The sequence below is a fragment of the Burkholderia sp. Tr-20390 genome, from assembly GCF_017104595.1.
Taxonomy (GTDB): Bacteria; Pseudomonadota; Gammaproteobacteria; order Burkholderiales; family Burkholderiaceae; genus Burkholderia.
Window position 1 is genome coordinate 21,134 of record NZ_JAAGPC010000051.1, and the last position, 14,744, is coordinate 35,877.

Sequence of the window (14,744 nt, forward strand, 5' to 3'; positions counted from 1 at the left end):
GCTTAGCCGTTGGTGCCCGAACCGGCTTCGCTCTGCGCCGTTTCCGGCTGCGGCTTTTCCGCGTCCATCTTCACGAGGCGCACGCGATCGTTGCGGCGCACCTTGACCTGATCCGACACGCGCTGGCGCTTGCTGTCCTTGCCCTTGCGCTCGGTCAGCCCGATCGCGGCAATGATCGCGACCAGCAGCACGAGGCCGGCGATTTCAAACGCGAAGATGTAGTCGGTGTAGATCACCTTGCCGATCAGGCGCGTGTTCGACCAGTTGGCCATCTCGCCCGTCGCCATCGCGTGCACCGTCTGCGTGTCGCCGTAGCCGCGCCACAGGATCAGCGCGGTTTCGATCACGATGATCGCGCCGACCACGGTCGCCATCGGGACGAAGCGCTTGAAGTCGCGGCGCAGGTAGTCGATGTTGATGTCCAGCATCATCACGACGAACAGGAACAGCACCATCACCGCGCCCACGTAGACCAGCACCAGCAGGATCGCGAGGAACTCCGCTTCCAGCAGCATCCAGATCGCGGCGGCGTTGAAGAACGCCAGCACAAGGAAAAGCGCAGACGCCACCGGGTTGCGCGAAGTGATCACCTTCAGCCCTGATACCACCAGGAGCAGCGCGAAGATGTAGAACAGTACGGTCGTGAATTCCATGATTACCGGTTCATCGTTAGGCCATAGTCAGGCGCGGCTTGCGGGACGCTCTCGCGTGCCGCACCCGTCGCGGCGGCTCGGCCCTGGCTTCGGGCCGGCACTGCAAACACAATCAACGATACGGCGCGTCGGCAGCCTTCGCCGCGGCGATGTCCTTCTCGTAGCGATCGCCCACCGCGAGCAGCATTTCCTTCGTGAAATACAGGTCGCCGCGCTTTTCGCCGTGGTACTCGAGAATCTGCGTCTCGACGATCGAATCGACCGGGCAGCTCTCTTCGCAGAAACCGCAGAAGATGCACTTCGTCAGGTCGATGTCGTAGCGCGTCGTGCGGCGCGTGTTGTCCGCGCGCGTTTCCGATTCGATCGTGATCGCCATCGCGGGGCACACGGCCTCGCACAGCTTGCACGCGATGCAGCGCTCTTCGCCGTTTTCATAGCGGCGCAGTGCGTGCAGCCCGCGGAAACGCGGCGAAATCGGCGTCTTTTCTTCCGGGAACTGCACGGTGACCTTGCGCTTGAACGTGTAACGGCCGGTCAGCGCGAGCCCCTGCAGCAGCTCGGTCAGGAAGAAGGTCTTAAAGAAGTGTTGGATTGCGCTCATGATTTCGTCCGATTACTTCACCCAGATGTTGAGCGGCGACATCATCCAGAAGCCGACCACGACCACCCAGACCACCGTGACGGGCAGGAACACCTTCCAGCCCAAGCGCATGATCTGGTCGTAACGGAAACGCGGGAACGTCGCGCGAACCCAGATGAACACCGACAGCAGCGCGAATATCTTCAGCACCAGCCAGAAGATGCCCGGAATGAACGACAGGAATTCGAACGGTGCATCCCAGCCGCCGAGGAACAGCGTCGCGGTCAGCGCCGAGATCACGATCATGTTGATGTACTCGGCGAGGAAGAACAGCGCGAACGCCATGCCCGAGTAATCGATCATGTGACCGGCAACGATTTCCGACTCCCCTTCCACCACGTCGAACGGGTGGCGGTTCGTTTCGGCGATGCCCGAGATGAAGTACACGACGAACGCCGGCAGCAGCGGCAGCCAGTTCCACGACAGGAAGTTCACGCCGTGGCCCGCGAAGAAGCCGTGCTGCTGCGAACCGACGATTTCCGACAGGTTCAGGCTGCCGGCCGTCATCAGCACCAGCACCAGCGCGAAGCCCATCGAGATTTCGTACGACACCATCTGTGCCGCGGCGCGCATCGCGCCGAGGAACGCGTACTTCGAGTTCGATGCCCAGCCGGCGAGAATCACCGCGTACACGCCGATCGACGAGATCGCCATCGCGTACAGCAGGCCCGCGTTCACGTTCGCGAGGACCGCTTCGGCCTGGAACGGGATCACGGCCCACACGGCGAACGCCGGCACGACGGTCATCACCGGTGCGATCAGGTACAGCCAGCGGCTGGCGGCGCTCGGCTGAATGACTTCCTTCAGCAGCAGCTTCAGCACGTCGGCGATCGGCTGCAGCAAGCCGCCGGGGCCGACGCGGTTCGGGCCGAGACGCACGTGCATCCAGCCGATCAGCTTGCGTTCCCACAGAATCAGGTACGCGACGCACAGCAGGATGACGACGGAGACGACGAGGATGCGCACGATTGCCCACACCGTCGGCCATGCGAAGCCGAGAAGCTGGGACCCGCCCGCGTTGATCGTATCGAACAAGCTCATTTACGCCTTCTCCACCACCAGTTCACCGGACAGGCTGCCGAGCGCTGCGCCGGCAGGCGTCGCCGCCGACACGCGAACGACGGTCTCCGCAAGATTCGCGTCGCGCACGGCCGGCAACTGCACCGCACGCTCGCCCTGGCGCACGCGCACCGCGTCGCCTTCCTTCAAGCCCAGCTTGTCGAACAGCGCGGCCGGCAGCGCCGCGGCATTCGCCGCCTTCGCGGCGGCCGTCAGGTGCAGTGCACCTGCGCGGCGCACGAGTGCGTCGGCGTGATAGATCGGCACATCGGCCAGGCGCTCGAAGCCGCCGTTCGCGGCATTCACCGCGACGCGCACCGGCGCGACCGACGTCTGGTTCGACAGGCGGCTCGCGACGCCGGCATCGCCGAGCGCGGCGAGACGCACTTCTTCCGCGGTCTCGTATTCGAAGTTCGGCAGGCCGAGCAGGCTGCCGAGCACGCGCAGCACCTTCCAGCCCGGACGCGTGTCGCCAAGCGGGCGCACGACGCCGTTGAAGCTCTGCACGGTGCCTTCGGCATTCACGTACGTACCGGCCGTTTCCGTGAACGGCGCAACCGGCAGCAGCACGTCGGCGTAGTCGAGGCCGTGCTTGAACGGCGACATCACGACGACCATCTCGGCCTGGTTCAGCGCGGCAAGCGCCTGCGCCGGATCGGCGGTGTCGAATTCCGGCTCGACGTTCAGCAGCACGTAACCCTTGCGCGGCTGCTCGAACGCTTCGCGCGCGTTCAGGCCGCCTTCGCCCGGCAGTGCGCCGACGACGTGCGCGCCGACCGTGTTCGCCGCTTCCGTCAGGAAGCCGAACGTGGCGCCGGTGTTGTCGGCGATCCACTTGGCAACGGCGTGCAGCTTCGCGAATTCCGGATGGCGGACCGCGACGTTGCCGAGCAGCACCGCGCGGCGTTCGCCGTTCGCGAGCGACTGGGCGACAGCCTGCGCGGCCGGCGATGCCGTGACGCCCGCAAGCGTGTCGGGCAGTGCGACGCCGCGCAGTTGCGCGACGGCCGCTGCGATGCCGGCCAGCTGGTCGAGCCATGCCGACGGTGCGGCAACGATGCGCTGCGCGGTCGGGATCAGGGCGTCGTCACCGGTCGCGTGCAGGAAATGCAGCTTCGCGCCGTTCTTCGCGGCCTGACGCAGGCGGGCGGCGAACAGCGGGTGGTCGCGGCGCAGGAACGAACCGACGACGAACGCGGCGTCCACGTTCGACAGGTCGGCGATCGGCATGCCGAGCCACGGTGCGCCCTGGACCGGCGCCGAGAAATCCTGCTGACGCAGACGGAAGTCGACGTTCGGCGTCTTCAGTTCGTTGGCGAGCTGCTTCACGAGGAACAGCTCTTCGGCCGTGCTGTGCGCGCTCGCGAGCATCGCCAGCGCGTTCGCGCCGTGATCCGCGGCGATGCCCTTCAGGCCCTTCGCGACGTATTCGAGTGCGGTCTGCCAGTCGGTCTCGATCCACTGGCCGCCCTGCTTCAGCATCGGCTTAGTCAGGCGCTCTTCGCTGTTGAGGCCTTCATACGAGAAGCGATCCTTGTCCGAAATCCAGCATTCGTTGATGGCTTCGTTCTCGAACGGCAGCACGCGCATCACGCGATTGTTCTTCACTTGAACGACGAGGTTCGCGCCGACGGAATCGTGCGGGCTCACCGACTTGCGGCGCGACAGTTCCCACGTACGGGCGCTGTAGCGGAACGGCTTGCTGGTCAGCGCGCCGACCGGGCACAGGTCGATCATGTTGCCCGACATTTCGGAATCGACCGTCTTGCCGACGAACGTCGTGATTTCCGAGTGCTCGCCGCGGCCCAGCATGCCGAACTCCATCACGCCGGCGATTTCCTGGCCGAAGCGGACGCAGCGCGTGCAGTGGATGCATCGCGACATTTCTTCCATCGAGATCAGCGGGCCCACGTTCTTGTGGAACACCACGCGCTTCTCTTCCGCGTAACGCGACGACGACTTGCCGTAACCGACCGCCAGATCCTGCAACTGGCATTCGCCGCCCTGATCGCAGATCGGGCAGTCGAGCGGGTGGTTGATGAGGAGGAATTCCATCACCGACTGCTGCGCCTTCACGGCCTTGTCGGATTGCGTATGGACGATCATGCCGGCCGACACGGGGGTCGCGCAGGCAGGCACGGCCTTCGGCATCTTCTCGACTTCGACGAGACACATCCGGCAGTTGGCCGCAACCGACAGTTTCTTGTGATAGCAGAAGTGAGGAATGTACTTGTCCGCCTTGTGCGCAGCCTGGATCACCATGCTGCCTTCGGGCACCTCGACCTTCTTGCCGTCTATTTCAAGTTCAACCATGATGGTGAATGGTCCTTAACCTATTTCCGCCCGTTCGCGCCTTCGCCCGACCGTGCGCTCAAATTCCGCAACCGGGTTCGCTTCAGGCTGCCGCCGCGTGCGCGTGGCCGCCGACCATGCAGTGCTTGTGCTCGACGTGGTACGCGAATTCGTCCCAGTAGTGCTTGAGCATCCCGCGTACCGGCATCGCCGCCGCATCGCCGAGCGCACAGATCGTGCGGCCCATGATGTTCTCGGCAACCGAGTTCAGCAGGTCCAGATCTTCCTGGCGGCCTTCGCCGTGCTCGATACGGTTCACGACGCGATACAGCCAGCCGGTGCCTTCACGGCACGGCGTGCACTGGCCGCACGATTCCTCGTAGTAGAAGTACGACAGGCGCAGCAGCGAGCGCACCATGCAGCGCGTCTCGTCCATCACGATCACCGCGCCGGACCCGAGCATCGAGCCCGCCTTCGCGATCGAATCGTAGTCGAGATCCGTCTGCATCATGATGTCGCCCGGGATCACCGGCGCCGACGAACCGCCCGGAATCACGGCCTTGATCTTCTTGCCGCCGCGCATCCCGCCGGCGAGCTCCATCAGCGTCGCGAACGGCGTGCCGAGCGGCACTTCATAGTTGCCCGGACGCTCGACGTCGCCCGACACCGAGAAAATCTTCGTGCCGCCGTTGTTCGGCTTGCCGATCTCGAGGTAATTCTGCGGCCCGATGGACAGCAGGAACGGCACCGCGGCGAACGTCTCGGTGTTGTTGATCGTCGTGGGCTTGCCGTACACGCCGAAGCTCGCCGGGAACGGCGGCTTGAAGCGCGGCTGGCCCTTCTTGCCTTCGAGCGACTCGAGCAGTGCCGTTTCCTCGCCGCAGATGTACGCGCCGTAACCGTGGTGCGCGTGCAGCTGGAACGAGAATTCCGAGCCCATGATGTTGTCGCCGAGGAACCCCGCGGCACGCGCTTCATCGAGCGCGGCTTCGAAGCGTCGATACACTTCGAAGATTTCGCCGTGGATGTAGTTGTAGCCGACGGTGATGCCCATCGCGTACGCGCCGATGGCCATGCCTTCGATCAGCGCGTGCGGGTTCCAGCGCAGGATGTCGCGATCCTTGAACGTGCCCGGCTCGCCTTCGTCCGAGTTGCAGACGAGGTACTTCTGCCCCGGGAACTGGCGCGGCATGAAGCTCCACTTCAGGCCGGTCGGGAAGCCCGCACCGCCACGGCCACGCAGGCCCGACGCCTTCACGTCGGCGATCACCTGCTCGGGCGGAATCTTTTCTTCGAGAATGCGGCGCAGCTGCTTGTAGCCGCCGCGCGCGACGTAATCTTCGAGATGCCAGTTCTCGCCGTTCAGACCAGCGAGGATCAGCGGTTTGATGTGACGGTCGTGGAGGGACGTCATTTCGAGAGCTCCTCAAGCAGCTGGTCGATCTTCTCGCGGCTCATGAAGCTGCACATTCTGTGATTGTTCACCAGCAGCACCGGCGCATCGCCGCACGAGCCCATGCATTCGCCTTCCTTCAGCGTGAACTTGCCGTCGGGCGTGGTCTCGCCGAAGCCGATGCCCAGCTTCTGTTTCAGGTAGTCGGCAGTCGCTTCCGCGCCACCGTCCGGGCCGAGCTGGCACGGCAGGTTCGTGCAGAGCGTGATCTTGTGCTTGCCGACCGGGTTGAGCTCGTACATCGTGTAGAACGTCGCGACTTCCTGCACGGCAACGGCCGGCATGCCGAGATAGTCCGCGACGAACTGCATCAGTTCGGGCGACAGCCAGCCGTGCTCTTCTTGAGCCACGGCCAACGCCGACATCACGGCGGACTGTTTCTGATCGGCGGGATACTTCGTCAACGCTCGATCGATTTCCTTCAGGCCTTCAGCTGAGATCATTTTCAGACACGACTCTTTCAATTCCTACCGAACGAACAACCTGCCGCACACTGGGGTGCATGGACGGCAGACCTGGCGCTCACTCTGTTGACAGCTTGCGAAGCCACGCCGGTTCAGCGCGCATCGCGTGTGACTTGCTGCTCGCCGCCCGCTCGCGCGGGCGGCGCTAACCATTAGCGATCGATTTCGCCGAACACGATGTCCTGCGTACCGATGATCGTGACGGCGTCGGCGATCATGTGACCGCGTGCCATTTCGTCGAGCGACGCCAGGTGCGCGAAACCCGGTGCGCGAATCTTGAGGCGATACGGCTTGTTGGCACCATCCGACACGAGGTAGATGCCGAACTCACCCTTCGGATGCTCGACCGCCGCGTACGCTTCGCCTTCCGGCACATGGAAACCTTCGGTGAAGAGCTTGAAGTGGTGAATCAAGTCTTCCATGTTGGTCTTCATGCCGACGCGCGACGGCGGTGCAACCTTGTGATTGTCCGTCATCACGGGGCCCGGATTCTTGCGGAGCCACTCAATACACTGTTTCGCGATGCGGATCGACTGGCGCATTTCTTCGACGCGCACCAGATAGCGGTCGTAGCAATCGCCGTTCACGCCGACCGGCACGTCGAAATCCATGCGATCGTACACTTCGTACGGCTGCTTCTTGCGCAGATCCCAGGCGATACCCGAGCCGCGCAGCATCGGGCCCGTCAGGCCCATCTGCAGCGCACGTTCCGGGCTGACCACGCCGATCCCGACCAGACGCTGTTTCCAGATCCGGTTGTCGGTGAGCAGCGTTTCGTATTCGTCGACGCACTTTGGGAAGCGCGTGAAGAAATCGTCAATGAAGTCGAGCACCGAGCCGCTGCGCGCTTCGTTCATCTTCGCGAGCGCCTTCTCGTTGCGAATCTTCGACGCCTTGTATTGCGGCATTGCGTCAGGCAGATCGCGATAGACGCCGCCCGGACGGTAGTACGCCGCGTGCATCCGGGCGCCGGACACCGCTTCGTACACGTCCATCAGGTCTTCACGCTCGCGGAACGCGTACAGGAACACGGCCATCGCGCCGACGTCGAGCGCGTGCGCGCCGATCCACATCAGGTGGTTCAGCACGCGCGTGATTTCGTCGAACAGCACGCGGATGTACTGCGCGCGCTCCGGCACGTCGATGCCGAGCAGCTTTTCGATCGCGAGCACGTAGCCGTGCTCGTTGACCATCATCGACACGTAGTCGAGACGGTCCATGTACGGCACGGACTGGATGAACGTCTTGGATTCCGCGAGCTTTTCCGTCGCGCGGTGCAGCAGGCCGATGTGCGGATCGGCACGCTGGATGACTTCGCCGTCGAGCTCGAGCACGAGGCGCAGCACGCCGTGCGCTGCCGGGTGCTGCGGGCCGAAGTTGAGCGTGTAGTTCTTGATTTCTGCCATGACGCCCCCTTAATGTTTCAGACCGCCATAGCGATCCTCGCGGATCACGCGCGGCGTGATTTCGCGCGGCTCGATCGTCACCGGCTGGTACACGACCCGCTTTTCTTCCGGGTCGTAACGCATTTCGACATAGCCCGACACCGGGAAGTCCTTGCGGAACGGGTGGCCGATGAAGCCGTAGTCGGTGAGGATGCGGCGCAGGTCGGGGTGGCCTTCGAACACGATGCCGTACAGGTCGAACGCTTCGCGCTCGTACCAGTTCGCGGAGGTCCAGATGTCGACCAGCGATGCCACGATCGGCAGGTCGTCGTCCGGCGCGAATGCACGCAGGCGCAGGCGCCAGTTGTTCGTGACCGACAGCAGGTGCGACACGGCCGCGAAACGCGGGCCGTCGTAGGCGCCGTCGCCGAAGGTCTGGTAGTCGACGCCGCACAGGTCGATCAGTTGCTCGAAACGGAGCTTCGGATCGTCGCGCAGCATCTTTGCGACTTCGAGGTAATCGCTCGCCTTCACGACGAGCGTCAGTTCACCGATCGCTTCGGTGAGGCTCACCACGCGCGCGCCGAGCGCGGCTTCGAGGTTTGCCTTGAGGGTCTCGATTTTGCTTGCCATATTGAGGGGACGCTCGGGGCTTTATTGACGGGCGATGGTATTGGTGCGGCGGATCTTCGCCTGAAGCTGGATCACGCCGTAGACCAGCGCCTCGGCCGTGGGCGGACAGCCCGGCACGTAGACGTCGACCGGCACGATCCGGTCGCAGCCGCGGACCACCGAGTACGAGTAGTGGTAATAGCCACCGCCGTTCGCGCACGATCCCATCGAGATCACCCAGCGCGGCTCGGCCATCTGGTCGTACACGCGGCGCAGCGCGGGCGCCATCTTGTTGCAGAGCGTGCCGGCGACGATCATCACGTCCGACTGGCGCGGGCTCGGGCGAAACACGACGCCGAACCGGTCCAGGTCGTAACGGGCCGCGCCCGCATGCATCATTTCGACGGCGCAACACGCGAGCCCGAACGTCATCGGCCACAGCGAGCCGGTACGCGTCCAGTTGATCAGCTTGTCAGCCGTCGTGGTGACAAACCCTTCCTTCAAGACCCCTTCGATACTCATTTGCTTTCCACTCCAGACGAGCGACCGAGCGTGGCCGCCCATGCAAACCGGCGATTAACCCATCACTCCCAGTCGAGGCCGCCTTTCTTCCAGATATAGGCAAAGCCCAGCAGGAATTCGAGCAGAAAAATCATCATTGCGATGAAACCCGGCCAGCCGATATCCCGGAGCGCGACGCCCCACGGAAACAGGAATGCGGTTTCGAGATCGAAGATGATGAACAGGATGGCGACGAGGTAGTACCGGACGTCGAATTTCATCCGGGCGTCTTCAAAGGCTTCGAAGCCGCACTCGTACGGTGCGTTCTTCTCGACGTCCGGCTTGTTGGGACCAAGGAGCTTGCCGATGCTGACCAGCGCTATACCTAAACCAGTGCCCACGAGGAGGAACAACAAGACGGGGTAATAGGCTGCGAGGTTCAAGGCAATCCTCTATCGGTTGGTTCTGAGCGTCCGGAGAATACCACTTCCGGCGGAAGGAATCATTTCGGAGTGCAGGCGATCGCAAGACAACCGCAAGCACACCCCAGAAATGAAAAATGCCAGCCACTAGAAGCGGCTGGCATTGAGTAACTTTGGTGCCGACGGCGAGACTCGAACTCGCACAGCTTTCGCCACTACCCCCTCAAGATAGCGTGTCTACCAATTTCACCACGTCGGCACTGCATGCAACCGGGGTTGTAACTACTTGTTTCCCGCGAATCGCTTCAAGAATTAAATTCTAACCCGACTTCGAGATTTGTTCAACGCACAATCGCAAAAAATTTAACTTTTTATTTCGGGACGTCCTGGCCCGGCGCGCTTGCAGCCGAACCTGCTGCTGCGGACGCCGCGACGGCCGGCGCCGATGCTGCAGGCGCCGAGGCCGGTGCGGTCGCGACCCCACCCAGCACGCCCGCCGACGGCGTCGACTTGTACGAACCGAGGTACGTCAGCGCGAGCGTCGCGACGAAGAAGATCGTCGCGAGAATGCCCGTCGTACGCGACAGGAAGTTCGCCGAGCCCGTTGCACCAAACAGGCTGCCCGACGCGCCGCTGCCGAACGCAGCGCCCATGTCGGCACCCTTGCCGTGCTGCAACAGCACGAGACCAATCACACCCAGTGCAGACAGCACCTGCACCACAATAATCAGCGTCTTGAATAACAGCATCACACCCACCCGAATGGATCAGGCGACCGGACCGACCGGCCGCCGTCATGGTTCAATTCGATCTCGGACCGCTCAGCGCGCGGCCCGGCAGATCGCCAGGAAATCTTCCGCCTTCAGCGACGCGCCGCCGATCAGGCCACCGTCGATGTCCGGCTGCGCAAACAGCTCTTCCGCGTTGTCCGGCTTCACGCTGCCGCCGTACAGCACGGACACGTCCGCCGCACCCTTTGCCGCGAGACGCGCACGCAGGAACGCGTGCACGTCCTGTGCCTGCGCCGACGTCGCGCTCTTGCCCGTGCCGATCGCCCAGACCGGCTCGTACGCGACGACGATGCGCGCGGCCTCGTCGGCCGTCAGCACGGCCAGCACTGCGTCGAGCTGCGCACCGACCACCTGCTCGGTCGCGCCCGACTCACGCTCGTCGAGCGTCTCGCCGACGCACACGACCGGCGTGAGCCCCGCCGCGAGCGCGCGCTGCGTCTTCGCCGCGACCGTCTCGTTGCGTTCGCCGTGATACGCGCGGCGCTCCGAGTGACCGACGATCGCATAGCGTGCGCCGAACTCCGCGACCATGGCTGCCGCCACTTCACCGGTAAACGCGCCCTGCTCGTGCGCCGACACGTCCTGCGCGCCCCAGGCGACACGGCCGCCGTCGAGCTGCGCCTGAACCTGCGCGAGATACGGGAACGGCACGCACACGCCGACCGACGTTTCGGCCGCCACCGCGCCCGCGCCCTGCACCACTTCGTTCAGCAATGCCTGGTTGCCGGCCAGCCGGCCGTGCATCTTCCAGTTGCCGATCACACGCTTAGTTCTCTGTTTCGACATCGTGTCTGTCTCGTCACCGCTTGGTCATTAACGCGCCGGAAACCGGCCGTCAGGTTTGATCTGGCGAAGCAAACCGGCGATTTTACTGCGCGCGGCTTGAACCGGTCAAACCGCGCATGTCAAGCCCGGCCGCATGGGCCGTCAGGCGTTCGTACCCCAATCGAGCACGATCTTGCCGGTGTGCTCGCTGCTTTCCATCAGCGCATGCGCTTGCGCGGCGTCCGCCGCCGGCAATACGCGATAGATCACCGGCTTGATGCGGCCGTCGGCAAGCAGCGGCCACACGCGCGCCTTCAATTGCGCGGCGATCTGCGCCTTGAATTCGACCGGACGCGGGCGCAGCGTCGAACCCGTGATGGTCAGCCGGCGACGCAGGATCTCGCCCAGGTTGACGTCGGCCTTCGCGCCGCCGAGCAGCGCGATCAGCACGAGGCGGCCGCCATCCGCGAGCGCGGACAGTTCGCGCGGCACGTACGAGCCCGCGACCATGTCGAGGATCACGTCGACGCCGCGATCGTGCGTCAGCGACTTCACGACCTCGACGAAGTCTTCCGTCTTGTAATTGATCGCACGCTCCGCGCCGAGCGCCTCGCACGCGCGGCACTTGTCGGCAGTACCGGCCGTCGCGAACACGCGAAAGCCGAGCGCATGCGCGATCTGGATCGCCGTCACGCCGATGCCGCTCGAGCCGCCCTGCACGAGCAGCGTTTCCTGCTCGCCGCCCTCGCCCGCGCCGAGCTGCGCGCGGTCGAACACGTTGCTCCACACCGTGAAAAACGTCTCGGGCAGCGATGCGGCCTCGATATCGGTGAGCCCGTCAGGCACCGGCAGGCATTGCAGCAGCGGCGCGACCGCATATTCCGCATAGCCGCCGCCCGCGAGCAGTGCACACACGCGATCGCCGAGCTTCAGGCCGAACGGGTTCTGAGCGGCGTCGGACAGGTCGCCGCCGACGATCTCGCCCGCGACCTCGAGGCCCGGCAGATCCGACGCACCCGGCGGCGGCGCATACGCACCCTTGCGCTGGAACACGTCGGGCCGGTTCACGCCGGAAGCCGCCACCTTGATCAGCACTTCGCCGCGCTTCGGTTCGGGGCGCGGACGCTCCGCAAGCTTCAGCACGTCGGGGGCGCCGAACTCGGTGATTTCGATGGCTTTCATGGTGAGGGTCGCTCCAGGATCAGGATCGGAATCGGATGGCGCGCCCGCACGCGGCACGGGGCGCCTTGCCGGCGCTGCTGCGCCGCACAACGATGCTACAGAAAAAACGGCCGGCACGCTTTCGCACTGCCGGCCGTTGATCCGCCTACCCGCTTACTGCTGCGGCGGCGTGTCCGACTGCGACGCGGCCGCTGCTTCGTTCAGCAGCGCCTTCGCCGACAAACGCACGCGACCCTTTTCGTCCGTCTGGATGACCTTGACCTTCACTTGCTGGCCTTCCTTCAGGTAGTCGTTGATGTCCTTCACGCGCTCGTTGACGATTTCCGAGATGTGCAGCAGACCATCCTTGCCCGGCAGCAGGTTCACGATCGCGCCGAAATCGAGCAGCTTCAGAACCGTGCCTTCGTACACCTGACCGACTTCGATCTCGGCCGTGATCTGCTCGATGCGCTTCTTCGCTTCGGCCATGCCGTCGCTGTTCGTGCTCGCGATCGTCACGACGCCGTCGTCCGAGATGTCGATGGTCGTGCCGGTTTCTTCCGTCAGCGCGCGGATCACCGAACCGCCCTTGCCGATCACGTCGCGGATCTTTTCCGGGTTGATCTTGATCGTGATCATGCGCGGCGCGAATTCCGACAGTTGCGTGTTCGCACCCGAAACCGCCGACGTCATCTTGCCGAGGATGTGCATGCGGCCTTCCTTCGCCTGCGCGAGCGCGACCTGCATGATTTCCTTCGTGATGCCCTGGATCTTGATGTCCATCTGCAGCGCCGTCACGCCTTGTTCCGTGCCGGCCACCTTGAAGTCCATGTCGCCGAGGTGATCTTCGTCGCCGAGGATGTCGGTCAGCACCGCGAACTTGTTGCCTTCGAGGATCAGGCCCATCGCGATACCCGCGACGTGTGCCTTCATCGGCACGCCGGCGTCCATCAGCGCGAGGCAGCCGCCGCACACCGATGCCATCGACGACGAACCGTTCGATTCGGTGATTTCCGACACGACGCGGATCGAGTAGCCGAATTCGTCGGCGCTCGGCAGGCACTTGACCAGTGCGCGCTTCGCGAGGCGGCCGTGGCCGATTTCGCGGCGCTTCGGCGAGCCGACGCGGCCCGTTTCGCCGGTCGCGAACGGGGGCATGTTGTAGTGGAGCATGAAGCGCTCGCGGTACTCGCCTTCGAGCGCGTCGATGATCTGCTCGTCACCCTTCGTGCCGAGCGTCGCGACGACCAGCGCCTGCGTCTCGCCGCGCGTGAACAGCGCCGAGCCGTGGGTACGCGGCAGCACGCCGGTGCGGATTTCGATCGGGCGCACGGTGCGCGTGTCGCGGCCGTCGATGCGCGGCTCGCCGTTCAGGATCTGCGAACGGACGATCTTCGCCTCGATGTCGAACAGCACGTTGCCGACCGTTGCCTTGTCGGCTGCGACCGTACCGGCCGCCTGCGCATCTTCCTCGAGCTTCGCCGAGGTAGCCGCGTAGACTTCCTTCAGCTTGGTCGAGCGTGCCTGCTTGTCGCGGAGCTGGTAAGCAGCGAGCAGGTCGTTCTGTGCCAGCTCGGTCACGCGTGCGATCAGCGCTTCGTTCTTCGGCGCCGGCTGCCAGTCCCATTCGGGCTTGCCGCCTTCGCGAACCAGTTCGTGGATCGCGTCGATCGCGACCTGCATTTGCTCGTGGCCGAACACCACGGCGCCCAGCATCACGTCTTCCGACAGCTGATCGGCTTCCGATTCGACCATCAGCACGGCACGTTCCGTACCTGCGACGACGAGGTCGAGGCTCGACGCCTTGATCTGGTCACGCGTCGGGTTCAGCACGTATGCGTTGTCGATGTACGCCACGCGTGCGGCACCGACCGGGCCGTTGAACGGCAGGCCCGACACGGCGAGCGCAGCCGATGCGCCGATCAGCGCGGGGATGTCCGCCGGGATTTCCGGGTTCACGGACAGCACGTGGATCACGACCTGGACTTCGTTGTAGAAGCCTTCCGGGAACAGCGGGCGCAGCGGACGGTCGATCAGGCGCGACGTCAGCGTCTCGTGCTCCGACGGACGGCCTTCGCGACGGAAGAAGCCGCCCGGGATCTTGCCGGCCGAGTAGGTCTTCTCGAGGTAGTCGACGGTCAGCGGGAAGAAATCCTGACCCGGCTTCGCCGACTTCGCGCCGACGACGGTTGCCAGCACGACGGTGTCTTCGACGTCGACGATCACGGCGCCGCTTGCCTGGCGAGCGACTTCACCGGTTTCGAGGCGCACCTTGTGCTGGCCCCACTGGAATTCCTTCACGACCTTGTTGAACATGGACATGGTTGCTCCTTTGAATTCATGCATTTCATTCGCCGCGCCGGCCATCCCGCGCGGCGGCGTCCCGACCGAATCACCCGGAGCAAGGTGTGTTTTTTATGCCATTCCAGCGCGGCGCTCATGCAGCGACGCGCTGGAATGACACAAATCCTGCCCCGGTATCAGTCGTTGCGGCAGCCCGGCACAACCGTGCCGGACAGCCTGCGGTGCGTGTGACGCTACGCACC

The 14,744-nt window shown here is 64.2% G+C and carries 14 protein-coding genes and 1 tRNA gene; all 15 read right to left on the bottom strand.

Annotation, left to right across the window (positions count from 1 at the left end; genetic code table 11):
- Positions 1–2: 2 nt before the first annotated feature.
- The 15 genes from G3N98_RS16380 to pnp all read right to left on the bottom strand — a co-directional run bounded on the left by G3N98_RS16380 (position 3) and on the right by pnp (position 14,520).
- Entirely contained in the window at positions 3–653 is a 651-nt protein-coding gene (locus tag G3N98_RS16380; RefSeq protein ID WP_089425978.1) for an NADH-quinone oxidoreductase subunit J, read from the bottom strand.
- A gap of 112 nt (positions 654–765) precedes the next feature.
- Positions 766–1,254 carry an NADH-quinone oxidoreductase subunit NuoI gene (nuoI, locus tag G3N98_RS16385; RefSeq protein ID WP_011352695.1) on the bottom strand — a complete coding sequence of 163 codons (489 nt, stop codon included), beginning with the start codon at positions 1,252–1,254 and terminating at the stop codon, positions 766–768.
- A gap of 12 nt (positions 1,255–1,266) precedes the next feature.
- Entirely contained in the window at positions 1,267–2,334 is a 1,068-nt protein-coding gene (gene nuoH / locus G3N98_RS16390) for an NADH-quinone oxidoreductase subunit NuoH (protein ID WP_011352696.1), read from the bottom strand.
- Positions 2,335–4,665: an NADH-quinone oxidoreductase subunit NuoG gene (gene nuoG, locus G3N98_RS16395; protein ID WP_206148677.1), complete on the bottom strand. Its 2,331-nt coding sequence runs from the start codon at positions 4,663–4,665 to the stop codon at positions 2,335–2,337.
- A gap of 82 nt (positions 4,666–4,747) precedes the next feature.
- A complete protein-coding gene (gene nuoF / locus G3N98_RS16400) occupies positions 4,748–6,058 on the bottom strand; it encodes an NADH-quinone oxidoreductase subunit NuoF (RefSeq protein ID WP_006478267.1) in 1,311 nt (436 codons plus the stop codon).
- Positions 6,055–6,540 carry an NADH-quinone oxidoreductase subunit NuoE gene (gene nuoE, locus G3N98_RS16405; RefSeq protein ID WP_006750460.1) on the bottom strand — a complete coding sequence of 162 codons (486 nt, stop codon included), beginning with the start codon at positions 6,538–6,540 and terminating at the stop codon, positions 6,055–6,057. The genes nuoF and nuoE overlap by 4 nt, the downstream gene beginning before the upstream one ends.
- Before the next feature lie 173 nt (positions 6,541–6,713).
- Positions 6,714–7,967, bottom strand: a complete 1,254-nt coding sequence (locus G3N98_RS16410; protein WP_034184888.1) for an NADH-quinone oxidoreductase subunit D — start codon at positions 7,965–7,967, stop codon at positions 6,714–6,716.
- Positions 7,968–7,976: 9 nt separating this feature from the next.
- Entirely contained in the window at positions 7,977–8,579 is a 603-nt protein-coding gene (locus tag G3N98_RS16415) for an NADH-quinone oxidoreductase subunit C (RefSeq protein WP_043188849.1), read from the bottom strand.
- Positions 8,580–8,600: 21 nt separating this feature from the next.
- Complete coding sequence (locus tag G3N98_RS16420; protein WP_006398799.1) at positions 8,601–9,080, bottom strand: NADH-quinone oxidoreductase subunit B; 480 nt, start codon at positions 9,078–9,080, stop codon at positions 8,601–8,603.
- A gap of 62 nt (positions 9,081–9,142) precedes the next feature.
- Positions 9,143–9,502 carry an NADH-quinone oxidoreductase subunit A gene (locus G3N98_RS16425; RefSeq protein ID WP_006398798.1) on the bottom strand — a complete coding sequence of 120 codons (360 nt, stop codon included), beginning with the start codon at positions 9,500–9,502 and terminating at the stop codon, positions 9,143–9,145.
- Between the two features lie 153 nt (positions 9,503–9,655).
- Positions 9,656–9,740 (bottom strand) — tRNA-Leu (locus G3N98_RS16430).
- A gap of 112 nt (positions 9,741–9,852) precedes the next feature.
- Positions 9,853–10,230: a preprotein translocase subunit SecG gene (gene secG, locus G3N98_RS16435; protein ID WP_011352700.1), complete on the bottom strand. Its 378-nt coding sequence runs from the start codon at positions 10,228–10,230 to the stop codon at positions 9,853–9,855.
- A 72-nt stretch (positions 10,231–10,302) separates the two neighbouring features.
- The gene (gene tpiA, locus G3N98_RS16440) at positions 10,303–11,058 is read right to left on the bottom strand and encodes a triose-phosphate isomerase (protein ID WP_034184885.1); all 756 of its coding nucleotides are present in this window, start codon (positions 11,056–11,058) and stop codon (positions 10,303–10,305) included.
- Between the two features lie 141 nt (positions 11,059–11,199).
- Entirely contained in the window at positions 11,200–12,219 is a 1,020-nt protein-coding gene (locus G3N98_RS16445; protein WP_089425980.1) for an NAD(P)H-quinone oxidoreductase, read from the bottom strand.
- 153 nt (positions 12,220–12,372) lie between these two features.
- The gene (gene pnp / locus G3N98_RS16450; protein ID WP_124582744.1) at positions 12,373–14,520 is read right to left on the bottom strand and encodes a polyribonucleotide nucleotidyltransferase; all 2,148 of its coding nucleotides are present in this window, start codon (positions 14,518–14,520) and stop codon (positions 12,373–12,375) included.
- Positions 14,521–14,744 lie beyond the last annotated feature (224 nt).